At 66.4% G+C, this 23998-nt stretch carries 20 protein-coding genes; 5 read left to right on the plus strand and 15 right to left on the minus strand.

Annotation, left to right across the window (positions count from 1 at the left end; genetic code table 11):
* Positions 1-60: 60 nt before the first annotated feature.
* Positions 61-1941 carry an ABC-F family ATP-binding cassette domain-containing protein gene (locus WV31_RS01220; protein ID WP_085371960.1) on the minus strand — a complete coding sequence of 627 codons (1881 nt, stop codon included), beginning with the start codon at positions 1939-1941 and terminating at the stop codon, positions 61-63.
* Between the two features lie 185 nt (positions 1942-2126).
* Between WV31_RS01220 and ndk the strand changes: the two genes are divergently transcribed.
* Together ndk and WV31_RS01230 are read left to right on the plus strand one after the other, a co-directional pair.
* A complete protein-coding gene (gene ndk / locus WV31_RS01225; protein WP_085371961.1) occupies positions 2127-2549 on the plus strand; it encodes a nucleoside-diphosphate kinase in 423 nt (140 codons plus the stop codon).
* Positions 2550-2764: 215 nt separating this feature from the next.
* Positions 2765-3229, plus strand: coding sequence for a helix-turn-helix domain-containing protein (locus tag WV31_RS01230; protein WP_085371962.1), 465 nt, complete (start codon positions 2765-2767; stop codon positions 3227-3229).
* An 18-nt stretch (positions 3230-3247) separates the two neighbouring features.
* On the opposite strand, the gene WV31_RS01235 is transcribed toward WV31_RS01230, so the two are convergent.
* Positions 3248-4918 carry a sensor domain-containing diguanylate cyclase gene (locus WV31_RS01235; RefSeq protein ID WP_085371963.1) on the minus strand — a complete coding sequence of 557 codons (1671 nt, stop codon included), beginning with the start codon at positions 4916-4918 and terminating at the stop codon, positions 3248-3250.
* A 184-nt stretch (positions 4919-5102) separates the two neighbouring features.
* Between WV31_RS01235 and WV31_RS01240 the strand changes: the two genes are divergently transcribed.
* On the plus strand, positions 5103-7151 hold the full coding sequence (locus WV31_RS01240; protein ID WP_085371964.1) for a sensor histidine kinase: 2049 nt from the start codon (positions 5103-5105) through the stop codon (positions 7149-7151).
* Here the strand turns inward: WV31_RS01240 and WV31_RS01245 are convergent.
* The 4 genes from WV31_RS01245 to WV31_RS01260 form a co-directional block, all read right to left on the minus strand.
* The gene (locus tag WV31_RS01245; RefSeq protein ID WP_085371965.1) at positions 7110-7922 is read right to left on the minus strand and encodes a xanthine dehydrogenase; all 813 of its coding nucleotides are present in this window, start codon (positions 7920-7922) and stop codon (positions 7110-7112) included. The two genes, WV31_RS01240 and WV31_RS01245, sit on opposite strands and share 42 nt — an antisense overlap.
* Positions 7912-8520 (minus strand): TetR/AcrR family transcriptional regulator, encoded by a 609-nt coding sequence (locus WV31_RS01250; protein WP_085371966.1) that lies wholly within the window; start codon positions 8518-8520, stop codon positions 7912-7914. The genes WV31_RS01245 and WV31_RS01250 overlap by 11 nt, the downstream gene beginning before the upstream one ends.
* A gap of 136 nt (positions 8521-8656) precedes the next feature.
* Positions 8657-9379, minus strand: coding sequence for a response regulator transcription factor (locus WV31_RS01255; protein WP_085371967.1), 723 nt, complete (start codon positions 9377-9379; stop codon positions 8657-8659).
* A 62-nt stretch (positions 9380-9441) separates the two neighbouring features.
* Complete coding sequence (locus WV31_RS01260; RefSeq protein ID WP_237051431.1) at positions 9442-11862, minus strand: sensor histidine kinase; 2421 nt, start codon at positions 11860-11862, stop codon at positions 9442-9444.
* A gap of 235 nt (positions 11863-12097) precedes the next feature.
* Between WV31_RS01260 and WV31_RS01265 the strand changes: the two genes are divergently transcribed.
* The gene (locus WV31_RS01265) at positions 12098-13981 is read left to right on the plus strand and encodes a TonB-dependent receptor domain-containing protein (protein ID WP_237051432.1); all 1884 of its coding nucleotides are present in this window, start codon (positions 12098-12100) and stop codon (positions 13979-13981) included.
* 15 nt (positions 13982-13996) lie between these two features.
* Here WV31_RS01265 and WV31_RS01270 read toward each other — a convergent pair whose 3' ends face one another.
* The 6 genes from WV31_RS01270 to WV31_RS22270 form a co-directional block, all read right to left on the minus strand.
* Positions 13997-15109: an HD domain-containing phosphohydrolase gene (locus tag WV31_RS01270; protein ID WP_085371969.1), complete on the minus strand. Its 1113-nt coding sequence runs from the start codon at positions 15107-15109 to the stop codon at positions 13997-13999.
* Complete coding sequence (locus WV31_RS01275; RefSeq protein WP_085371970.1) at positions 15109-15786, minus strand: hypothetical protein; 678 nt, start codon at positions 15784-15786, stop codon at positions 15109-15111. The genes WV31_RS01270 and WV31_RS01275 overlap by 1 nt, the downstream gene beginning before the upstream one ends.
* A gap of 336 nt (positions 15787-16122) precedes the next feature.
* Positions 16123-16845 carry an acetoacetyl-CoA reductase gene (gene phbB, locus WV31_RS01280; RefSeq protein ID WP_068436734.1) on the minus strand — a complete coding sequence of 241 codons (723 nt, stop codon included), beginning with the start codon at positions 16843-16845 and terminating at the stop codon, positions 16123-16125.
* 143 nt (positions 16846-16988) lie between these two features.
* Positions 16989-18161, minus strand: a complete 1173-nt coding sequence (locus tag WV31_RS01285) for an acetyl-CoA C-acetyltransferase (RefSeq protein ID WP_085371971.1) — start codon at positions 18159-18161, stop codon at positions 16989-16991.
* 137 nt (positions 18162-18298) lie between these two features.
* Positions 18299-19402, minus strand: a complete 1104-nt coding sequence (locus WV31_RS01290) for an alpha/beta fold hydrolase (RefSeq protein ID WP_085371972.1) — start codon at positions 19400-19402, stop codon at positions 18299-18301.
* Positions 19332-19745 (minus strand): hypothetical protein, encoded by a 414-nt coding sequence (locus WV31_RS22270; protein WP_206072569.1) that lies wholly within the window; start codon positions 19743-19745, stop codon positions 19332-19334. The genes WV31_RS01290 and WV31_RS22270 overlap by 71 nt, the downstream gene beginning before the upstream one ends.
* Positions 19746-19912: 167 nt before the next feature.
* Here WV31_RS22270 and phaR point away from each other — a divergent pair, with 167 nt between their 5' ends.
* Positions 19913-20476, plus strand: coding sequence for a polyhydroxyalkanoate synthesis repressor PhaR (gene phaR, locus WV31_RS01300; RefSeq protein ID WP_085371974.1), 564 nt, complete (start codon positions 19913-19915; stop codon positions 20474-20476).
* Between the two features lie 33 nt (positions 20477-20509).
* Here the strand turns inward: phaR and WV31_RS01305 are convergent, their stop codons facing one another.
* From WV31_RS01305 to WV31_RS01315, 3 genes are all read right to left on the minus strand, one after another.
* Positions 20510-21808 (minus strand): M16 family metallopeptidase, encoded by a 1299-nt coding sequence (locus tag WV31_RS01305; RefSeq protein ID WP_237051433.1) that lies wholly within the window; start codon positions 21806-21808, stop codon positions 20510-20512.
* Positions 21809-21923: 115 nt separating this feature from the next.
* Entirely contained in the window at positions 21924-23318 is a 1395-nt protein-coding gene (locus WV31_RS01310; RefSeq protein ID WP_085371976.1) for a M16 family metallopeptidase, read from the minus strand.
* Between the two features lie 107 nt (positions 23319-23425).
* Positions 23426-23998, minus strand: coding sequence for a DUF3035 domain-containing protein (locus WV31_RS01315; RefSeq protein ID WP_085371977.1), 573 nt, complete (start codon positions 23996-23998; stop codon positions 23426-23428).

Consider the following 23998-nt stretch of genomic DNA (forward strand, 5'->3'; position numbering starts at 1 on the left):
ACGAAATGTAACGCCAGAGAGCTTATACCGAAAGACCAGGGGTCGGAAGCGGCATAATGTCTACGCCTGGGCGGCCTCCAACTCCTCCTGGGCGGCGAGCCACGCCATCTCGGCATCCTCCACCTTGCGGGCAAGGTCGGCTTCCTGGCGGCGCAGTTCGGTGACCTTGGCCGGCGGCCCCTGGTAGAGCTTGGGGTCGGCCAGCCTGTCGGCCAGGGCCTTCTGCTCGGCATGCAGATTTTCCAGCGCCTTTTCCGCCGCCTGGGCCGCCTTGCGCAACGGCGCCAGTTGGGCGCGCAGGTCGGCGGCGGCCTTGCGGTCGGCCTTGCGCTGGTTGCCCTCGCCCCCCTTGTCGGGCCTGGCGCCGCGGCGGTCCTCGCGCGCCTGGTCCAGCAGCAGCTTGCGATAGGCGGCCAGATCGCCGTCGAAGGGCCGCACCCGGCCCTCGCCCACCAGCCACAGGGTGTCGGCGGCCAGCTCGATCAGGTGGGGATCGTGGCTGATCAGGATCACCGCCCCGTCATAGGCGTTGAGCGCCGCCACCAGTGCCTCGCGGGCGTCGATGTCCAGATGGTTGGTGGGCTCGTCCAGGATCATCAGGTGGGGGGCCTCGCGGCTCATCAGGGCGAAGAGCAGCCGCGACTTCTCGCCGCCCGACAGGGACGCCACCTTGACGTCGGCCCTGTCCTGCTCGAAGCCGAAGCGGCCCAACTGGGCGCGCACCTTGGCCTCGGGGGCGTCCTTCATCACCACGGCCATGTGCTCGAAGGGCGTCTCGTCCAGGCGCAGTTCCTCGGTCTGGTGCTGGGCGAAATAGCCGATCTTCAGCTTCTGCGGCTTGGCGAGCTTGCCCTCCAGCAGGTCGAGGCGGCCCGACAGGATCTTGGCCAAGGTCGACTTGCCGTTGCCGTTGGCGCCGAGCAGCGCAATGCGGTCGTCCATGTCGATGCGGATGTCGAGGCCGCGCAAAATCACCTTGTCGCCATAGCCGGCGATTCCCTTGTCGATGGCGATGATGGGAGGCGACAGCGGCTCGGGGTCGGGGAAGTCGAAGGACATGGCCCGGTCCTCGACCACCGGCACCACCATCTCCATGCGTTCGAGCATCTTGACGCGGCTTTGCGCCTGGGCCGCCTTGGTGGCCTTGGCCTTGAAGCGGTCGATGAACGACTGGATCTTGCGGCGCTGCTCCATCTGCTTGGTGTAGGCCTTGGCCTGCAACTCCATGCGGGCGCGGCGCGTCGCCTCGAAGCGGTCGTAATTGCCGCCATAGACGTTCAGCTTCTCACCTTCCAGGTGGACGATGCGGTTGGCCACCTCGTTCAGCAGCTCGCGGTCGTGGCTGATCACCACCAGGGTGCCGGGATAGGCGGCCAGATGGCTTTGCAGCCACAAGGTCGCCTCCAGATCCAGGTGGTTGGTGGGCTCGTCCAGCAGCAGAAGGTCGGGAACGGTGAACAGCGACGCGGCCAGCGCCACGCGCATGCGCCAGCCGCCCGAGAAATCCGAGACCGGCCTTTGCTGCGCCTCTGAGTCGAAGCCCAGACCCGACAGGATGGCGGCCGCCCGCGCCGGCGCGGAATGGGCGTCGATGGCCACCAGACGTTCATGAATCTCGGCGATGCGGTGACCGTCATGGCAGGTCTCCGCCTCCTCGAACAGGGCGGTGCGCTCGGTGTCGGCGGCCAGCACGCAATCGATCAGGCTGATGTCGCCTTCCGGCGCTTCCTGGGCGAGGCGGCCGAGGCGGGCGCGCGGGCGAAGATTGATTTCCCCCGCATCGGGGTGCAGGTCGCCGGCGATCAGCTTGAACAAGGTGGTCTTGCCGGTGCCGTTGCGCCCGACCAGACCCACCCGCGCCCCGGCCGGAATATGAACCGTGGCGGTCTCGAAGATGGTCCGGCCGCCGTAGCGGAAGGTGAGGTCGTTGATGTGCAGCATGGGTGCGTGAAATAGCACGCCCGCGTGCACGCGGCAAAGGCGCGCTTTCTTGAGACCGTTGCTCTCCTCATTCTTTGAGGTTATAACCCGCCGTCCCCGGATGCGCCCGGCCGCCCGGGGACGTGCGCGGCCGCCCAAATCCCGTCCCCGGCGCGGCGCGAGCAACCGCCGAAAGGAATTCACCAATGGCCATCGAACGTACCCTGTCGATCATCAAGCCCGACGCCACCCGCCGCAACCTCACCGGCAAGATCAACGCCCGGTTCGAGGAAGCCGGCCTGCGCATCGTCGCCCAGAAGCGCGTGCAGCTGACCAAGGCCCAGGCCGGTCAGTTCTACTCGGTTCACGCCGAGCGCTCGTTCTTCGGCGAACTGGTCGACTTCATGATCTCCGGCCCCGTCGTGGTCCAGGTCCTGGAAGGTGAAGGCGCCGTCGCCCGCAACCGCGAGATCATGGGCGCCACCAACCCGGCCAACGCCGCGCCCGGCACCATCCGCGCCGACTTCGCCGAATCGGTGGAAGCCAATTCGGTGCACGGCTCCGATTCGGCCGAGAACGCCGCCATCGAGATCGCCTTCTTCTTCTCCGGCTGCGAGATCGTCGGCTGATCCCTTCAGCCTGACGCGCCGATCCGGCACGAAAAGCCCCCGGAAGGATGCTTCCGGGGGCTTATTTTATCCATATGGCCGCAAGAATGTATACAATTGCGGGAACAACATTATTTCGCAATATGTTTTATGGATGTACTTTCTGATTTTGCTACTTGCGCGATTTGTATGCACACCCCCAAATAGAGGAATTACAACCTCAACGGATGTATACAATGCAAGCCACACGTCAATCAAGCCGGGGACGGACGCCGGGCGGACGCCCCAACCCCATCGATGTGCATGTGGGCGGCCGCCTGCGCCTGCGCCGCACCCTGCTCGGCCTCAGCCAGGAGGCACTGGGCGAGGCCCTGGGCCTGACCTTCCAGCAGATTCAGAAATACGAACGGGGCGTCAACCGTATCGGAGCCTCGCGCCTGTACGATCTGGCCCGGGCCCTGGACGTGCCGGTGGAGTATTTCTACGACGAGATGCCCTGCGAGGTGATGGCCGCCAGCCCGCGGCACATGGCCCACGCCACCGAGGAACCGCCGGAGCAGCACATCGACCCCATGAGCAAGCGCGAGACCCTCGATCTGGTCCGCACCTATTACCGCATCGGCGACCCCAATGTCCGCAAGCGGGTCTACGAACTGGCCCGCGCCCTGGCCGTCCACACCGGAAGCCGGCGCGAGGATTGATATGCGTACCGTTCCCGGTCAGGTTCCGTAATACCGATAGCCGCCCCGTCCTGCCGCCTTGGCCCCGTACATGGCCATGTCGGCATGCCGCAGCAGCAGGGACGGGGTTTCCCCGTGTTCGGGATAGGACGCGATGCCGATGCTGGCGGACAGGTGCTGGGGCTGATCGGTGATGGTGTAGGGCCGGTTCAGGGCGGCGAGAATCTTTCCGGCCACGTTGCCGGCATCGTCGGGCTGCGGCAGGTCGAACAGCAGGACGATGAATTCGTCGCCCCCCTGGCGGATGACGATGTCGGCGCCTCGAACGGCGTTGCGCAGGCGCCGCGCCGCCTCCTTCAGGATCATGTCGCCCACTTCGTGGCCCAGGGTGTCGTTGATCTCCTTGAACTGGTCGAGATCGATGAACAGCACCGCCAGTCCCCGTCCCGACCGCTTGGCCCCGGCGATGCCGTGGGCGAGGAACTGATCCAGCACGCTGCGGCTGAACAGGCCGGTGAGAACGTCGTGGGTGGCCATGTACTCGATCCGCTCGCGGGCGATGCGGTTGCGCCGGCTCCGTTCGCGGTTGAGCCAATGATAGGTGGCCGCCCCGGCCAGGAGGATGACCAGCGCCCCCAGCGATCCCGACAGCCCGAACAGCGCCAGACGGTCGGCGGCGACGGTGGCCACCAGCGGCACCGGAGCCAGGATGGTCAGCGCCAGGTCGTGCTCGGCCAGGATGGTGGAACTCCTTAAGTACGGCACGCCGTCGCGCCCCCAGCGGTGCAGCGCCGGATGCTCGGCCGAGCCCCAGGGGACGAGGGGAAGTTCCGAAAACTCCGACCGCTTGTAGCGCCCCATGCGCTCGGCCGGGGAAAGCCCCACCACCGCCGCCCCGGGCAGGGTCCGCATTTCCAGCGACTTGTCCTGGGCCAGGATCACCACGCCGTAATTGTCGCTGAGAAGAGCATTGGCCTGATTGACCCAGGACGACAGGTAGGAAATGTCGATCTTGATGGCCATCACCCCCAGCACGCGATCGCCATCGCGAACCGGGGCGGAGAAGAACAGGCCGGGGATATTGGTGACGCGGCCCAGGGCGAACTGATGGCCCAGACGCCCGGCGATCGCCTCGGTGAAGTAGGTCCGGTCGCGGTAATTGGTGCCGACGAAACTGTCCTCCCGACCGCCGTTGCTGGCGGCGATGGCGTCACCCGCCGGGTTGATCAGCCAGATGACGCTGACTGCCCCGATGTCCTCCACCGACCCGGCCAGGGAGCGGTTGAGTTCCGCAAGGCGCCGGTCGGCGGTCAGGATCTCCTGGCGCCGCGCCATGGGCAGCGACGCCAGGTCGGGGCGGTCGCCATACCGTCTCAGGGCGTCGAGAACCGCGCGATCGCGGCCCAATGCCGCCGGAATGCCGTGGAACACGGACAGAGTCCGCTGAAGCCCCTGCGTCATATCCTCGCTGCTCTGACGCAGGTTGGCCTGCACATGCCTAAGGGAGTCCGAAGCCCGCCAGGCGACGTACTCCCCGGAAACCAGCCAGCAGACACCGAGCCAGAACACGATCGCCGCGGAGCAAAGGGCGAAGAACTGCCGGGAAAGACCCGGCTCGGCGGTGATGCCGATCAAATCCCCAGCGCTCGCGGCGACGCCTCGGCCGGCCTGGCTGTTCTGGCACTCGGTGAACGGGACTTGGGATTCCATGATCTGTCGCCCGCATATGGCCGAAAGCGCCGGACAAAAAGGTTACTCCATGGCGCATCTTTCGATGCTACGCATTTTGCCGGACCCTGAAAACGGGAAAGAATGCCTTAGTCTGGGTTGGTTTGCATAGGCCAGCCACTCCACCTGAGGTACACTGTCCGGCTGTAACGCCTTGGGGGAAGGAATGAGGAAAGCTCCGCGACCATCGCGTCTCGCCGGAATCTCGCCCTTGGGAATGTGGAGCATATCCATCGGGCTGGTGCTGATCCTGGTCGGGCTGATGGGGTTCCAGGTCCAGGCCAGTTACCGCCGGACCATCGATGTGGCCCGCGACAACATCGCCGATACCGCCCGCATCACCGAAGAGCAGGTGCGTGGCAGCCTGCGCGTGGTCCGCCTGATGCTGCGCGCCATCGCCGAAGCCCCCCGCAACGACCCCAACCTGCTGCGGCGCTTCATGGCGACCCGTGCCAGGGTGGTCCCCGAGATCCGACAGGCCTTCATCGTCAACGCCGCCGGAATCGTCACGATCTCCACCCTGCCCCAGGTCGAGGGCCGCGACACCTCGCAGCGCCCATTCTTCACAGGGGCGCGCGATATCCCCACGGGGCAGGACATCTATGTGTCCCCCCCCCTGCCCATCGGACAGGACGGCAACATGGTGATCATGGTGTCCATGCCGCTCGGCGGGGCGGATGGGCAATTTGACGGAATTGCCGTCGTGTCGCTGGAACTGGGGTATTTTCAAGGTCTGCTGAAGTCCGTGCATACGGGCGAGGAGGGGGCCGGCGCGTTGCTGGTCACGCCCGAAGGCGACATCATCGGCCGCGACCCCGACCCCGAGCTCTATGTGGGCAAGAACATCGCCAAGGGCGGCGCCTTCGCCATGCACCGCCAGTCCGGCGGGACCGAAAACACCTTCGTCCACGTCACGGTCACCGACGGCAAGGAGAAGCTTTCCGCCGTCCGCACCCTGCGGGAACCGGCATTGCCCCATCTGGTGGTGATCGTCGGCCGCCCGCTCGACGGGGTCCTGGCCCCCTGGCGGAGCGAAGCGCTGACCATCGCGGCGGTGATCGGTGCGCTGGTCGTCGTCATTTTCGGCCTGACCGCCCTGGCCGGGCGACATCTGGTCGCGCTGAAGGCCAGCGAGGAACGTTACCGCGGCCTGATCGAAACTCAGAACGATCTGGTGGTCCGCTTCGCCCTGGACGAGCGCCTGGTGTTCGCCAACGAGGCCTTTGCCGTCGCCCACGGCCAGGACCTGGGGACCGTCATCGGCCAGTCCTGGCGGAATTTCGTCGACGAGCAGGACCACGCCGTCACCGCCCAGGCCATCAACGACGTCCTCCAGCCTCCCGGCTTCCGCGCCACGGTGGAGAACCGCATGAAGATGGCGGGCGGCGGGCGCTGGATATCCTGGGAGGGCGCCGCCATCCGCGACATGGCCGGCCATATCGTCGAAGTCCAGGCCGTGGGCCGCGACATCACCGATTGGGTCGAAAACCGCGACCGCCAGTCCGCCCTGGTCCGCGATCTGGACAAGTCCAACCGCGAATTGGAGCAGTTCGCCTACGTGGCATCCCACGACCTGCGTGAACCGCTGCGCATGATCACCAGCTATCTCGGCCTGATTCAGCGGCGCTACGAAGCCGCCCTGGACGAGGACGGACGCCAGTTCCTCGACTTCGCCCGCGACGGGGCCACCCGCATGGACCGCATGGTTCTCGACATGCTGGAATTTTCCCGCGTCGGCCGCGTCCGCGATCCCCTGACCCGCGTCGATCTGGCCGAGGTCATCGCCATCGCGGCGAGAAATCTGGAACTCCCCATCCAGGAGAGCGGCGCCACGCTGTCGGTTCCCCAAGGCCTGCCGGCCGTCACCGGATCGGCTGGCGAGTTGATCCGCCTGTTCCAGAACCTGATCGGCAACGCCGTGAAATACCGCCATCCCGACCGGCCTCCGGCGGTGGCGGTCTGGGTCGAGCGCCATAGGGATGGCTGGGTCTGTACCGTCGCCGACAACGGCATCGGCATCGCGCCGGAATATTTCGACCGGATCTTCGACATCTTCCAGCGCCTGCACGCCCGCAGCGAGTACGAGGGGACCGGCATCGGGCTGGCGCTCTGCCGCAAGATCGTCGAACACCACGGCGGACGCATCTGGGTGGAATCCGAGCCGGGCCAGGGCTCACGCTTCCGCTTCACCCTGGCCGGCGGGGATGAGGCCTGAGACGATGCCCGCCACCGCCTCGGCGATGCGCCGCGGCCGCTCGTCGATTCCCGACAGCTTGACCTCGCCCGGACGGGGGTCGATCTCGGCGATCTTGTTGCCGGTCTCCACCGGCACCCCGTCGTGGGTCAGCCCCCGCACGATGCCGTCGAAGGGCGCCACCACCATGGTGTCGCCGACCCTGGCCACCACCTCGCCCGCCTTGACCCGCTGGCCGATGGCCGCCTCGGCCCGCAGGATGCCGGAGACGGGCGCGTAGCGGAAGCGCGAGCGGGCCTGCCCCAGCACGGCCCTGGGCTCGCCGGCCAGTTTCAGGGTGCTGCCGCTGCGCACCACCTGGCCCAACCGATCCCACGAGGTCTCCACCGCCACGTCCACGTTGCCGCCGACGGTGCAGCCCGGCCCCATGCCCACCACCAGCGGCGCCAGGCCCATTTGAGGTTCGGGGACCTGCTGCTTGTTCATGCGGGCATCCACCAGCACAGACCAGGAGCGCCCCGCCACGGCCTGCGGAAACTCCATGGCGAGAAGGGGAATCTCGTTCCTGGCCCAGACGTCGCCGATGTCTTGCAGGGTCTCGAGACGGCGGGCCTGAAGGCCCTCGAACGCCACGGCGCCATGAAAATATGCGTCCGAGAAGGCCATGCGCCGACGGATGGCGATGGGCGGCCGGGACGATTGCAGCGCCACCCGGCATCCTTCCCGCGCCAGATACACCGCGACCGCCGAAGCGATCTCGCCGGTGCCTCTGATCAGGACCTCACTGCCCACGGCGACCCATCAAGCCGCCCAGCACCTGATCGGAATAGATGGCGATGACCTGCTCCTTGCTGAGGCGGCCATGGGGGCGGAACCAGGTGCAGACGCCGGTCAGCATGCTGAGGATGCCATAGGCGGCCACATGGGCGTCGCCGCAGGAAAACAGCCCGGCCGCCTCGCCCTGATCGAGGATATCGATCAGGCGGCGCTCGTAGCGCCGGCGCAGGGTGACGATCTCTTCGTAGTGATTGGGCTCGAGCGAGCGCAGTTCCGACGCGCCGATGAACACCTCGCGCTTGCGCACGATGTGATAGGTGACGTGAAAGGCCACGAAGGCCCGCAGCCGCTCCTCCGCGCCTCGCCCCTCCACCGCCGCCATGGCGGCGTCGAACTGCAGGAACAGCTCGTCCATATGGGCGCGGATCAGGTCGTAGAGCAGGTCTTCCTTGGTGCTGATGTGATTGTACAGCGAGCCGACCTGGATGCCCACCTCGGCGGCCAGCTGGCGCAGGCTCATGGCTTCGAAGCCATGCTCGTAGATCAGCTTCAGGCCCGCCTTGCGGATGGCCTCCATGGTGCGGGGGCCGTGGGAACCGATGGTGCGGGCCATGCTTGTCCTAGTGCACTGATTCATTCAGACGGTACACCGACCATCTGAATGAATCAGTGCACAATTCGTTGATTTTGTGGGCCGATTCACCAGACAGATGGTTCATGGCCATGAACCATCTGTCTGGATCGGACCACTAAGAGGCTTGACGGGCGCGAGCCTCGACCGGTGCGGCGAAGACATAGCCCACCGAACGGACGGCGCGCACCGGCAGATTCTCGCCGGTGGCCGAGTTGACCTTGCGCCGCAGCCTCGCCATCACCGCATCGATGCTGCGGTCGTCGTAGCCGCCGATGCTCTTGCCCAGCGCGGCGGCGATGTCGTCACGCGCCACCGAAGCCCCCGGCTCCTGGGTCAGGGTCTGCAGCACCCGGTACTCGGCGTTGGTGAGCGGCACCCGCTGGCCCGACGGCGTGATCAGCGACCAGCTGGCGGCATCGAAGCCCCAGGTCTGGCTTCCTTCTTCGCGGCCTTCGCGCTTTTCCTCGGCCACAGGCTCGTTCAGGCGCCGCGTCAGGCTGTGGATCACCGCCTCCAGCTCCCGGAACTGCACCGGCTTGACCAGATAGGCGTCGGCGCCGGCGGTCAGGCCCAGGACCCGGTCGTCCAGTTGCCCGCGGGCGGTCAGCATGATGATCCCCACCTTGCTGGCCGAACGCAACCGGGCGGCGATGGAAAAGCCGTCCTCGCCCGGAAGGTTGACGTCCAGCACCAGCAGGTCCGGCGCGAAATCCGGCAGAAGGGCATCCATTTCCGTTCCCGACCCGGCGCGCTGGACATTCATGCCCACCAGGGACAGATAACGGCAGATGGATCCGCACAGATCAGGATCGTCCTCAACGACCATAACCTTGATCATAGAACTCCCCCCGCGGCGACAAACTTATCGAGCAATAACAGCATACTTTGCACGCCACCGAGCTAGCGCTTTGGTATTACACTATTTGGCGGCAGAGCCGCATTCCGAAACAACCATATCTCGAAGACGGCTCCCCGTCCCCGCTCACTGTCCACGGATATGGCGGCCCCGTGCAGGTCCATGATCCGCTTGACGATATATAGCCCAAGGCCTGCGCCGCGCACGCGGTCGGACTTGGTGGAGCGGTAGAACTTCTCGAATATCCTCGCCTGCTCCTCGACGGCGATCCCCGGCCCCTGGTCGGCGATCCGAACCCGGACCGCGTCCTCCTCGGCGAAAACCTCGATGGTCACCGGGGAGTGGCTGGGCGAGAACTTTAACGCATTATCGATCAGATTGGAAAACGCGATCCGCAATAAAGTTGAATCGGCCATCACATCCGCCCGCTTCGACATATGCAGGACAAGATCGCGCTCACCGGCGAAGGGCCGCTTGTCGTCGCAGATATCGGCCAACATGCGAACCACATCGACCCGATCGGCGTGCAGCTGCATGGCCGACGAGTCGATCCGGTCGTCGGCCAGACAAACGTCGATGAGTTCCGACATGCGCCGCACGGCCCGGCGGATCTTCGCCACTTCCTCTTCCGCTTCCCCGTTGGCGCGCAGATAGATGTTCAGCAATTGCGAGGCAGCCTCGATGATGGCCAGCGGAACCCTGAATTCGTGGGAGATCATGGCCAGGAAATTGCGCTGCTCGCGCATGGCCTGGCGCTCCGCCTCCAGCGCCGCCTCGGCGCGGCGCCCGGTCAGCCTCAGGGCTTCCTCCAGCTGCTTGCGGGTGGTGATGTCGTTGAGGCAGGTCAGAGCGCAATCCTGGCCGCCGTAATCGAAACGCACCACCGACAGCAGGACCCAGCGCTGCATGCGCGGCATCCGCCGCAGGCGCATTTCATGGCCAAGGACGGCGCCGGTCTGATGGATCTGGGCGATGATTGCCGCCCGTTCGGCCGGCTCGGCGTAGAATTCGGTGCTCATCAGCCCGACCGCCTGATCGGCCGGAACATTGATCAGCTCGGCGGCCGGTCCGTTCAGGTAGATGATCTTTCCATCGGGAAAGCCCGTGACCACCATGGGGAAGGGGGCGGCCTCGAGAATGGCGCGCACTTGGCGCTCGCGATCGGTGACTCGGTTCTCGGCGGCGCGACGCTCGGCGATTTCCCGGGCAAGGGTGGCGTTCGACTCGGCCAGTTCCCGGGTGCGCAGGCCGACCCGCTCCTCCAAGGCCCGTTCGATCTGATAGGCCGCCTCCAATTGCTGCTGTCCGGTGCGGCGGCGTTCGGCCTCGATGCCCGCGTTGTGCCACACCAGCCCGCAGCCGATGAGCAGCATGTGGGTGCCGGCCGCGAAATGAGCGGCCATATCCATCTCGAAGGGCGTGGCGACGAGGCCGAGGACACGGGCCACCACCGTCATGTTGACCATGATGGGAAGCAGGAAGGCCACCATGTACCATCTGGCCACATTGTCGCCGGCCAGGGCCCGCTTCATGGCGAGAAAGGTGGTGATGAAGAACGACAGCAGGACCACCGACTGAACCACCGGCGCCGCCAGCCAGTAGAAGCCCAGCGGCACCGACAACGCCGCCCACTGACCGCCTCGGCCCGCCCAGGTGTAGATCCGCTCCATCCGGGGAAAGTGCCGCCTGAAGTCCAGAACCTGCGCCGCGAAAACGATGCCGCCGCCGATGGCCAGGCAGGTGGAAATCCCCAGCAATTGGTCGGCCACCAGGGGAAAGGAGGGAAGGATCATCTGGGACGCGAAGCCGCCGATGGCCAGATACATGAGCTCCAGCGGAACCGCATAGGCAAGAAATGTGAGATGCAGCCGGTCCCGCCCGACAGCGAACTGCACCAGCGCGAACAGAATGATGACGATCGTCGCGCCATGGGCCAGGCCGTGCGCCAGATCCCGATGGGCGGTGCTGAGGGCGAAGCCGTCGGGCGACAGAATGCGCCCCGTGACGTTGACGGTGCTGCTGGATTTGATCCGCAGGTAGACCCGGTGCGGCAGATCGTCGTCCAGGCGGACCGGAAAGACGAAGGTGCGATAGGGTACGGGCCTGGCGTCGAAGCGGACGCGGTCGCCGACGGCAAAGGTGCGTAAGCCCCCCCCCGCATCCTCGATGAACAGGCTGACCTCGTCCAGATAAGGGGGCTCGATCTCCAGCAGCCAGTGGGAGGGGACGCCGGCGCCGCGCCGGATTTCGGTCCGCAGCCACCAGGCGGCGCCGTCATAGCCCGCCGCGAGATCGCCAGAAAGCGGCGTGAACCAGATGGCCGCCTCGGATTTGGTCACATCGTCGATGTCGAGCGCGGCGGTCGGGTCGCGCAGCGCCGACCAGTGGCCGGCCAACGGCGTCACGCTGGTCTCGCCAAGAAGCGTCACACCGGCGAAAGCCCGCCCTCCGGCGAACACAGCCATTCCGAGCATCACAAACAGGGCCAGCGCGGCTCTTGCCACCCCTTTCCAACGCATGGTCCAGTCGCCTCCCCCGCCCCGCCTATGCAACCGGTACACCGAAGACCGAGACAGTGCAATGGTTGTGGCCGGATTACCTTGCCTTTCGCAGGGTGATCCTATTACCTCTATCGTCATGAAGAGGGGGCGTGATCACAAAGGATGGCTACTGCGCAAGCTGCCGGTTCTGGCGGCTTTGGTGGCGTTTGGCGAGCAGTCGCAAGCGGGGGAGCCGCCCAAGCTGCTGCCGGATCAATCCTTCATCGACACCCGCTACATGCCGCGTCATGCCGGGCAGGACCTCCCGCCCCTCGTGCTGCTGACCGACCTGCCGGTGGCCGAGCCGCTGATGCCCGCCAAGACCGCCTGGCCGGTCGAATTCTTCGCCCAGCGCCGCGCCGTGGCGGCGGCGGCCGGCAATGCGGTGCTGACCGGCGGCTTCCAGGGCAACGGCAACATCTCCACCCAGGCCGGCCTGGCCAATACCGAGATGGGCGACGGCTCGGTCTGGGGCGGGCTGCGCCACGATCACGTCAAGCCCTATGAGGACGGCGCCGGCCAGCGGGTCAATTACGGCTATGACCGCGTCAACAGCCAGCTGGCGGCCAACTGGCGGCCGGCCGCCCAAAGCCGCCTGTCCGGCTTCGTCATGCGCGACGCCTTCTCCAACAACCGCATTCCCAATTACGGCATCGACGCCACCCGCCTGGACCGCTATCTCGCCACCACGGTGTTCGAGCACAAGCCGGCGGAGTCCAAGCTGGACCGCATCGAAACCGCCATCGTCTTCGATGCGCTGAGCTACGACGCCGACAACACCTCGCTGCGGGATCGGGGCAGCATGGGGCTCAAGTACAACGGCCTGTGGACCACCACCCGCGGCCTGGCGCGCGGCGAGTTCACCACCGGAGCCTTCCGCAATACGGTGACCGCCGATTTCGGGCTTTTAAAATACAACATCGACATCGATGCCCTGTATCCGGCCCAGGGCCAGGCGGTCCACCGCATGCCCGACGTCCAGACCCTGCAGGCCGGCCTGACCTGGGCCACCGCCACCCGGCTGTCGCCCCAGGATTCCCTCAGCGCCGCCCTTCGCCTGGACGCCATCCATTCCGACGCCAACGACCGCAGCCACATGCCACCGGTGTCGGGCAGCGGCGCCTCGTCCTTCCAGGTCACGCCGCAGCAATTGTGGAACAGCTATTACGGCAACAACAACAATTCCAGCCCGTCCAACCTCAACCTCAGCGGTCGCGTCCTGCTGGCCCACGACACCGAGGACAAGACCGGGCGGCTGCACATGGACCTGCGACGCGCCGTGCGCAGCCCCGACGCCGGCGAGCGCTTCTACGCCAGTTCCGGCCCCGCCTCCATCACCCAGGTGGGCAATCCCCAGCTGAACCCGGAAGCGCACCATCGCCTGGAGTTCGGGGCGCGACAGGATTTCGGCGGCTTCAAGGGCAATTTCGCGCCGGGCAATCCGGCCGGATCATGGCGGGTGGCGGCCACCGGTTACGGCGACCGGGTGGTGGATTTCATCACCGCCGACCGCGCCCGCGGCCAGCCCGGCATCCTGAAAAGCGACGGCGCCATCGTCTACCGCAACGTGGACGCCTATCTGGCCGGCGCCGCCCTGGAGGGCTGGTGGCAGCTGTCCGAAGGCTGGTCGGCCAGGGCCAAGCTGTCGTGGACCCGGGGCGAGAATCTCACCGATTCCCGACCGCTCTACCAGATTCCGCCGCTCGATGGCGAGGTGGTGGTCGAACATCGGCGCGACCTGGCCCCCGACACGGTGGGATCGGTGGGCGCCCGGCTCAGCTTCGCCGCCAGCCAGAACCGCATCGACGCCTATACCGCCTCCGGCTCGGGTCAGGATACGGCGGGAGGTTCGGCGGGCTGGGCCCTGGTCGACCTGTTCGCCGGCGCCGCGCTGGGCAGCCGGGCGGCCATCACCGCCGGCATCGCCAACCTGCTGGACAAGCACTATCACCTGCACGTCAACGCATTGCCGCAAAGCCCCACCACCCGGCTGCAATGGGCGCCGGGCCGCAGCGCCTTCGTCCAGGCGTCGGTGAGCTTCTGAAGGCATGAAGCAAGCTCACGCCGATGGCGTGGCGGCATCCAGCAGCATGGCGCGGAACAGGGCCAGCAGGGCCAGGTCGATCTCGTCGCCCATGCGCTCGGTCATCATCGTCAGCGCATCTTCCGGCGACATGGGCTCCTTGTAGACCCGGCGGTCGGTGAGCGCCCCGAAGATATCGACGATGGACGCCATGCGGGCCAGCTCATTCAACTGCGAGCCCTTGAGGCCGCCGGGATAGCCCCGGCCGTCCAGTTTCTCGTGATGCTGGGCGGCGATGGTCAGCACCCCCTTGGGCAGGCTGTCGCACAATTGCAGGTAATCCACCGATTTCGGCACATGGCTGCGCATGACCTGCAATTCCCCGTCGTCCAGGCGGCCGGGCTTGTTCAGCACCTCGTGCGGGATGGTCATCTTGCCGATGTCGTGCAGCAATCCGCCGCTGGCCAGCAGGCTGAGATCGTCGCCCTTGAGCCCGATGGTATGGCCGAACAGCGACAGCAGCGTCGCCACCCGAAGGGAATGGACGTAGGAGTAGTTGTCGTGGCCCTTGACCCCGTTGAGGATCACCTTGAAATCGTGGTTGCTGACCGCGTCCACCAGCGGGCCGCAGGCCTCGGTGATCTCCTGGTAGACCAGGGGTTCGCCCTTGTCGATCAGGTCCGAGATGTTGTTGAAGCTGTCCACCGTGCGGCGCAGCGATTCCTTGTAGTGCGGCGCCAGAGTCTCCCAGCCCGCCTCCACCGATTTGTTGACCAGCCCGGAAATGGTCTTGATCAGGGTCGAGCGGCGATAGGGCTTTTCCAGGCAGGCGTCGGTGTCGTAGGCGGCGCTGCCCAATTGCTGGATGGGGCGGGCCAGCGTGCGGATGATGGGCACGCCCTTCAGCAGCCTGCGGGCGGTGGCGATGGGGTCCCCCCCCAAACGGGGCAGCGCCTTTTCGTCGAGCAGCACCACGCAGGGCGGCGTCCCGGCCAGGCTCTCCATGGCCTGGTCGAACCGCTCGTAGACCGCCACCTGGTAGAAGGAGGTCAGGGCCGCGGCCACCTGCTGGCGATGGCCGGGATGGGCGTCGATCACAGCCACCAGAATCTTGCGGGAATGCTCCGCCGCCGGCATCGCCGTCGCCATCAGGCGGTCCCTCCCTGGCGGGAGGCGGCCGGCTGTCCGAGATCGAAGCCGCGCAGGGTGTGCTGCAGCGTCTCGCGGATACGGTCGGTCTGCTCGGCGCTGGGGCGCGCACCCGTCGGGCTGGGCTTGCTCATGGCCTGCACCCAGATCCATTGGCCGGGGGGCGTGTCGAGAAAGCGCAGAAGACGGCGCAAGGCATGCGCCAGAACCTGGGCGGCGCGGCTTTCGGCATAGAAGGTGTCCCACACCAGATTGTGCCCGTGCACCACCAGCAGGCTTTGCAGGATGGCCCGGCTGTGGCGGTCGTATTCGGCGTATTTGTCGCCGCACGCCGCCTCCAGCACCTCGAAATAATTGTTGAGGAAGGACCGGGGATAGGCAGGAGGCTCGCCCGTCAGCAAGGTCTCGAACGGGCGCACCATCAGGCGGCGGAAAGGATTGTCGCGGCTGGACGCCTTGCCCCGGCCGGGCTGGAACCGCTGCCAACAGGACTTTTCCAGGGAATCGAAGGCCACATCCAGTTCATAGGTGCCGCGCCCCACCAGCTTCAGAATCTTGACCGCATCCTCGACGCGGACCAGGCCGTCGCGGGCGGTTTCGCGCAGAAGTCGTTCCAGGACACCCGACACCACGGCGGCGGCACCATAGCAACCGCGCCCCTCGCCGGCGCAGGGCATCCCGGCCCCTTCCGCATCCGTTGAATTTCGCCAGCCACCACCCGAAATATTCATTCCCAAGTCTCATGCCATGCTCAAATCCCATATCTTGAGTATGGGGATAGCCATGAGAATGCACAACATTCAGAGGGTAACGAACGTCAACAAATTCTTACATGCTTCCATGCCGGCATTGCAGAATCACGGCGATACGGGATTCACCCTACCCCGTAAGTCTATAAGCCAGACCCAATAAGCCCAGCCCATACCTGTCGATTACTTCCTTTGAATAAGCAAAAAGGCCCCCGTCCCAAGGGACAGGGGCCTCCTCCATTCGCCCGTAAAGGCGAAGGTGGATCAGTACATGTGCTGGCCGCCGTTGACCGACAGGGTCGAGCCGGTGATGAAATCGGCCTCGTCGGCGATCAGGAACATGACGCAGCGCGCAATATCCTCGGCGCGGCCCAGACGGCCCACCGGGATCTTGGCGATGATCTTCTCCAGCACCGCCGGCGGCACGGCGCGGACCATGTCGGTGTCCACATAGCCGGGCGCGATGGCGTTGACGGTGATGTTCTTGGCGGCACCTTCCTGGGCCAGGGCCTTGGTGAAGCCGTGGATGCCGGACTTGGCGGCGGCGTAGTTCACCTGGCCGTACTGGCCGGCCTGGCCGTTGATGGAGCCGATGTTGACGATGCGGCCGAAGCCCCGCTCGCGCATGGAATCGATGGTGAGGCGAGCCATGTTGAAGCAGGAGGTCAGGTTGGTGTGGATCACGTCTTCCCACATCTGATAGCTCATGCGATGCAGGGTGGCGTCACGGGTGATGCCGGCGTTGTTGACGATAATCTCCACCGGGCCGTGCTCGGCGACGATCTTGGCGATGGCGGCCTCGCAGGCGGGGTAGCTGCCGACGTCCCACTTCATGGCGGGAATGCCGGTCTCGGCGGTGAACTTGGCGGCCGCCTCGTCATTTCCGCCGTAATTGGCCACCACCTTGTAGCCGGCCTTCTTCAGGGTCACCGAAATCTCGCGGCCGATGCCGCGGGTACCGCCGGTCACAATTGCTAAACGACCCATGGACTTCTCCTCTATCACTGTGTCTCCGCTCGGATCTTTGATGCCGGATTGATCCGGCGCGTCCGATCTTGTTTTTCCGTCCTGTGAAAAGCCGGGGAGCCGCCGGGCGGGCGCGGCTCCCCTTTTTCTATGAGCCTATAAGATCAGCGCTCGACGCAGAGCGAGATGCCCATGCCGCCGCCGATGCACAGGGTGGCCAGGCCCTTCTTGGCGTCGCGGCGGGCCATTTCGTACAGCAGGTCCACCAGGATGCGGGCGCCCGAAGCGCCGATGGGGTGGCCGATGGCGATGGCGCCGCCGTTGACGTTGACCTTCGAGGTGTCCCAGCCCATGCCCTTGTTGACGGCGATGGCCTGGGCGGCGAAGGCCTCGTTGGCCTCGATCAGGTCCAGGTCCTCGTGCTTCCAGCCCAGCTTGGCCAGCAGCTTCTGGGTGGCGGGAACCGGGCCGTAGCCCATGGTGTTGGGATCGGTGCCGGCGGTGGCCCAGCCGGCGATGCGGGCCAGCGGCTTGATGCCGCGCTTGTCGGCTTCCTTGGCGGTCATCAGCACCAGGGCGGCGGCGCCGTCATTGATGCCCGACGCGTTGGCGGCGGTCACCGTGCCGTCCTTCTTGAAGGCGGGCTTGGGCTTGGCGATCTGGTCCAGGGTGGCGCCGATGCGGATGAACTCGTCCGTGTCGAACTGCTTTTCCTCACGCTTGACCATGATGGTCACCGGGGTGATCTGGTCCTTGAAGCGCCCGGCCTTCTGGGCGGCCTCGGCCTTGTTCTGCGACGCCAGCGCGAAGGCGTCCTGCTCCTCGCGGGTGATCTGGTACTTCTCGGCCAGATTCTCGGCGGTGATGCCCATGTGGATCGGGTTGAAGGCGTCGGTCAGGCCGTCCTTGATCATGGTGTCGGCGAATTCCAGGCCGCCCATCTTGACGCCGCCGCGCAGGAAGGCCGCGTGCTGGGCATTGCTCATGCTCTCCTGGCCGCCGGCGACGACGATGTTGGAATCGCCCAGCTTGATGGCCTGGAAGCCCAGCGCCACGGCGCGCAGGCCCGAGCCGCACAGCTGGTTGATGGCCATGGCGGTGGCTTCGGCGGGAATGCCGGCCCGGATGGCCGCCTGGCGGGCGGTGTTCTGGCCACAGCCGGCGGACAGGATGTGGCCCAGAAGAACCTCGTCAACGGCCCCGGCCTCGACTCCGGCGCGCTTCAGCGCCTCGCGGATGACGATCTCGCCCAGCTGGGCCGCCTGAAGGCCGGCCAGCGAGCCGCTGAACGAGCCGACGGCGGTGCGGGTGGCGGCGGCGATAACAATGTCGGTCATGAGCTTGGAGTCTCCTAAGGTGGGTATGGGGCCGCTCAAAGGCAGAACTGCTTGGGGGAGGGGGATTTCTGGCATGGTTCCAGAAACATGTCTCCCCCCGCTGTCATAGCGCTTCGGTTACCCCTTATGCAACCAGTCTAATTGCCTGCTCTGCGCTGCAGCCAGCGCATGAGCGGCCCATAGACCTCGGTCTTGGCGCGCGGTCCGGTCAGCATGCCAACATGCCCACCGGCCAACCGCATCAGCTTGGCACTTGGGATGCGTTCCCACAATGGTAAAGCTGAGACCGGCGGCACAATCCTGTCCCGCTTGGGGATCATCACCAGGGTGGGAACCGTAACACTCTCGGGGTTGACGGGCCTGCCTTCGATACACCAGCGCCCCTGGACAGGATCATTTTCCCCGTACCAGCCGAACAGACATTCGCGCGCCACCGGCCCGGCCAGCGGCACGCCGTCATTGGCCCAGTCCTCCAGCGCCACAAAGTCGCGGGCGGCGGCACTTTTGCGCTTCAGGCGGGTGAATGCCGTGAACTTGCGCACGGCCAGGCCGGGGTCCAGGCCGGCGAACATGGCCTGAAGCATGTCCACCGGCACCTCGCCCACCCCGTCGATCAGGCTGCCCATGGGCTGGGCCAGGGCCTTCATCAGCACGGAATTGGCCTCGCGCCCCACCACAAAGTCGAAGGGGGTGGCCAGCAGCACCAAAGCCGACACCGCGTCCGGGCGCCGCTGGGCCAGGGCCAGGGCCAGCAGCCCGCCCATGCAATAGCCCACCACCGCCGCCTTTTTCCCTGTCAGGCGCACCACCTCGTCCAGCGCCGATTCCAGCCGCCCGGCGATGTAGTCGGTCAGGGTGAAGCGCCGTTCCACCTCGCCCGGCGCGTCCCAATCCACCAGGAACGGCGCCAGCCCCTTTTCCGCCAGATAGCGCATCAGGCTGCGCTTTTGCGAAAGGTCCAGGATATAGGCCCGGTTGATCAGCGAGGGCACCACCAGCACTGGCGGGCCGTCGCATCCGGGCAAGCGGTAGTCGCGTAAGCTTGTGGTGCCCTGGCGCCAGACTTCCGGGGCCGGGTCGAGGGCGCGGCGATAGGGATGGTGGCGATAGGCCTCGATCCCCGCCAGAAAGGATTCGTGGCGCCGCGCCGATTCGGCGGCGATTTCGGCGTCAAGCCGGGTCCAGGCGTCGGGTCCGGCGTCCGCGAGGCTTTGCGTCAGGCTTCGGCCCGCCTCCGCCAAGGGCGGCCTCCAGCCGAGCGACCCGTCCTTCAAGTGCGGCAAGGCGGCGCGCGAGCTCATCAGGGTCGAGGCGTGGGTCATCAGATGCAGGGCCAACGGGCGGGGCCCCGTTCGCGGTGCTGGGCTGCTGGGTCCGCTCATCGGCTTTCGGCCCATTGTTGGGTTGATTGACCTTCAGCCCGGTGGCCTGGGCCACGGCTGCGGCGCTTTGAGTCATCAGGGCGACGCCGCGGGCGACGGCCTCGGCCAAGGCGGGGTCGGCGGCCACGGCCGCCACCTGCTCCTGCCACAGGTCGAGATAGCGGCGCGCGAGCGCCTGGAAATCGGGCGGCGCGTTGGACATGGGCGGATCATAGCCCAGCCCCCCGCCCTTGACCATATGGTGCGACGCCATATCGCATCAGCGAAAGAAAATTGTTGCCAATCGACGCGGCACGTAAAATTCTGTTACTACTGGTGCAATGCAGCGGGCAATGCCGCCCGCCGGACAAAATCGAGACGAAAACGCAGATGTCAGAGTCGCAGACCTCCGCCAAGGCCCCGATCACGATCAAGAAGTACGCCAACCGTCGCCTCTACAACACGGCGACCAGCAGCTACGTCACCCTGGACCATCTGTCGCAGATGGTGAAGGACGGCGAGGACTTCGTGGTCTACGACGCCAAGACGGGCGAGGATATCACCCGCTCGGTCCTGACCCAGATCATCGTCGAGGAAGAATCCAAGGGTGGCCAGAACCTGCTGCCCATCAGTTTCCTGCGCCAGTTGATCGGCTTTTATGGCGATTCGCTGGGCGGGCTGGTGCCGCGCTACCTGGAATATTCCATGCAGGCCTTCTCCCACAACGAGGCCCAGATGCGCGACTACATGCGCAACGCCCTGGAAGGGATGTTCCCCTTCGGCCCGTTCGAGGAAATGGGCAAGAAGAACATGGCCTTCATGGAAAGCGCCATGAAGATGTTCAGCCCCTTCTACCCCCAGGGCGCCGACGGCTCGTCGCCCAAGGTCGAGGATCTGCAGGCCAGCGTGTCGGCCCTGCAAAAGCAGATCGACCAGCTGACCAAGAAGAAGTAACGGGGCGGCGGGGGGCCCCCGCCCGCTTCCCGTCTACTGTCCCGGTTTTCCCACCGCCACGAACGACAACCCGTCCGCGTCCAGCAGACGCCTGGCCACCCGACGCGCGTCGTCCAGGCTGACGGCATTGATCACCGCCGCCCGCCGGTCGAGGAAGTCGATGCCCAGCCGGTCCACCTGCATCTGAACCAGCAGGCCGGCGATGGCCGCGGTGGAATCCTGGGACAGCGGGAACGAGCCGTTGAGATAGGTCTTGGCGTCGGCCAGTTCCGTCTCGGTGGGACCAGCGTCGTGCATGCGGCGGACCTCGTCCCTGATCAGGCCGACGCTTTCATTGAAGCGCGCATTCAACGTGGCCACCGAGCCGACGATCAGCCCGGAATGGGCATAGGGCGACAGGTAGGAGGTGACGGAATAGGCCAGGCCGCGCTTTTCGCGCACCTCCTCGGTCAGGCGCGACGAAAAACCGCCGCCGCCCAGGATGTAGTTCACCACGTAAGCCGCGTACCAGTCGGGATCGTCGCGCTTCAAGCCCGGCAGCGCGAACAGGGCGGTGGTCTGGGGATTGTCCTTCGGGATCACCGCCAGCCCGGCGGGGGGCTTGGCCGCCACCTCGGCAATGTCGCCCAGGGGACCGGTGGCGGGCAGGCCGCCGAACACCTCGTCCAGGCGCCGGGCCAGTTCGTCGGGCGCGATGTCGCCCACCACGCCCACCACCAGCCGGTCGCGGGTCAGTTGCGCCCGGGCCAGGGCCCGCAGGTCGGCGACCTGGATGGCCTTGACCGTCTCGATGGTGCCGCGCGGCGAGCGGGCGTAGGGGTGGCCGGCGAAGGCGGCCTCGAACAGCCGGCGCGAGGCCTGGGCGCCGGGGTCCTGGCTTTCGCGCATCAACCCGGCCAGCAACTGGCCGCGGATGCGCTCCACCGGCTCCTTGTCGAAGCGCGGCTGGGTAAGCGCCAGACGGAACAGGTCGAAGGCGGTATCCTTGTTCTCCGACAGGGTCTTCAGATGCCCGGCGAAGCTGTCGCGGCCGGCGTTGAACCCCAGCGTGATGACCTTGTCCTCGAGGATCTGCTGGAAGGCCTGGGAATCATAAGGGCCCGCCCCTTCGTCCAGCAGGGCGGCCATCATGCCGGCCAGACCGGACTTGGCCGCCGGGTCGTGGGCGGCGCCGCCCTTGAACGCCACCTCCATGGCGATGATGGGATTGGAATGATCACGGACCAGCCAGGCCTCCAGCCCCTTGGGGCTGGTCACCTTCTCGACGGTGACGGCGCCGGCGGGAAGGGCGAACAGCAGCAAAGCGGCAAATCCCATAACCCGGGCCGTCATTCCGACGACCATCGGAAGGAGGAATCTCAGTCTGGGAAGACTCTTCCGACCCGGCGCGATCATGCCGGACGGAGATCCCTCGCCTGCGCTCGGGATGACAGAAACGGTCCGCATCTCAATGCACTCCCTTGGCCGGGGCCGACAGCGGCATGGCGGCACGGGTCTGACCCGGTTTGGCGGCGGCGGGGTCGGGCAGCAGCAGCCCGGTCACCGAGGCGGCCGGATTGAACACGGCCGCCGCGGCCTTGGCCACCTGCTCGGGCGTCACGGCTTTGATCCGCTCGGGCCAGGCCTCCACTTCGTCGACGGAAAGCCCCGAGGCCAGGGCCTGCCCCAGGGTCTGCGCTCCGGTGTGCAGGGAATCGCGGCCATAGACGGCGCTGGCCCGCAGCCGGGCCTTGGAGCGCTCCACCTCGGCGGCGGAAAAGCCCTCCTTGACGATGCGGGCCAGTTCCTGCTCGATCAGCGCCTCCAGCTTGTCCAGCGGCACGCCGGGGCGAGGGCTGGCCGCCACATGGAAGGCGGTCCGCCCCACGGCGACGGGATCGTAGGAGGTGCTGATGGCCGCCGCCGCCCCCTTCTCCACCACCAGCGAGCGGTAGAGCCGGGAGGTGGCGCCGTCGCCCACCAGATCGGCCAGAACCTCCAGCGGATAGGCCAGATCGCGGTCCCCGGCTCCTAAGCTGGGGGCGAGGTAGAGACGGCTCCACGACGGCTGGGCGACCCGGCCGTCCTTCAGCGTGATGCGGCGCTCGGCCCTGTGGGGCGGCTCCTCGGTGCGGGCGCGCGGCGGCGTGTCGGCGCGGGGAATGGTGCCGTAATAGGTCTCGGCCAGGGGACGAACCGTCTCGGCCGTCACGTCGCCGGCCACCACCAGGATGGCGTTGTTGGGGGCATACCAGCGGCGATAGAAGGCCAGGGCGTCGTCGAGCGAGAGCGCGGCGATCTCGTCGGGCCAGCCGATGATCGGACGGCGATAGGGGGAATTGAGGTAAAGCGCCGCCTCCATCTGCTCGTGCAGCAGGGCGCCCGGATTATTGTCGGTGCGCGACCGCCGCTCCTCCAGCACCACGTCGCGCTCGGTGCGGAAATTGGCCTCGTCGAGGACCAGATTGCGCATGCGGTCGGCTTCCATGCGCATCACCAGTTCCAGCTTGTCGGCGGCGACGTTCTGGTAATAGCCCGTGTAGTCCGACGAGGTGAAGGCGTTGTCGCGGCCGCCGTTGCGGGCCACGATCTTGGAGAACTCGCCGGGCGGCACGCTGGGCGTACCCTTGAACATCAGGTGTTCCAGCAGGTGGGCGATGCCGCTCTTGCCCGCCTCCTCGTCGGCGGCGCCCACCTTGTACCAGACCATGTGGCTGACGATGGGCACCCGGTGGTTGGAGATCACCACCACCTGCATGCCGTTGGACAGGGTGAAGGTCGCGGGATCGAACACTCCCGCCCTTGCCGGGACGGCGGCCAGCAGCGCACCGAGCAACAGGGCGCACAAACGGATGGGGCTCATCGGGCCTCCTGATGATCAGACGCGACGGATATGGGACGGTTCGGGATGCTTGGCAAGCAACCTGAACAAAACGTCATGCCGGGCACACGGCCCGGTCACGGCGGCGGCTAGTTGAAGACGCCTTCCAGCCAGGCGCGCTTGCGGCGCTGGACCTGGGGGGTCTCGCCATCGGACACCGACTTGCCGAGCGCCTGATTCTCGCGCAGGCGCTGGGTCTCCTTGGCGGCGTCCACGGGGGTGCCGGGCGCCTCGGGCTTGCGCCAGAACATGATGCGCTCCTGGAAGCTCTTGTCCGCGTCGGCCAGGGCCTGGGATTCCTTGTTCACCAGCACGCGGATGTCGGGCTGGATGGAATCGGCGCCCACCCGCTTCATCATGGCCACGTCGCCGGCGGTGCGGCCCTCGGTGGAAATGGCGGTGCCCGTCCGGCTACCCGTCAGGATGTTGCGGGCCTGGTCGCGGGTCGTGCCTTCCTGCGGGCGGACGGCGCCCGGCTGCGGCGGCCGCAGGGTGAATTCCGGCGGCATGGACAGCGGCGCGCGGCTCACCACCTGGAACTCGTCCGGCGGCTGCTTCTCGTAGCCGAGCGAACGCTTGACGTCGGTGCAGGCGGACATCGCCACCGGCGCCAACACGGCGGCCAGGGCAATCAGTCGGGCGGTGGTGCGGTTGGTCTTCAT

It is taken from the genome of Magnetospirillum sp. ME-1 (genome assembly GCF_002105535.1).
Taxonomy (GTDB): Bacteria; Pseudomonadota; Alphaproteobacteria; order Rhodospirillales; family Magnetospirillaceae; genus Phaeospirillum.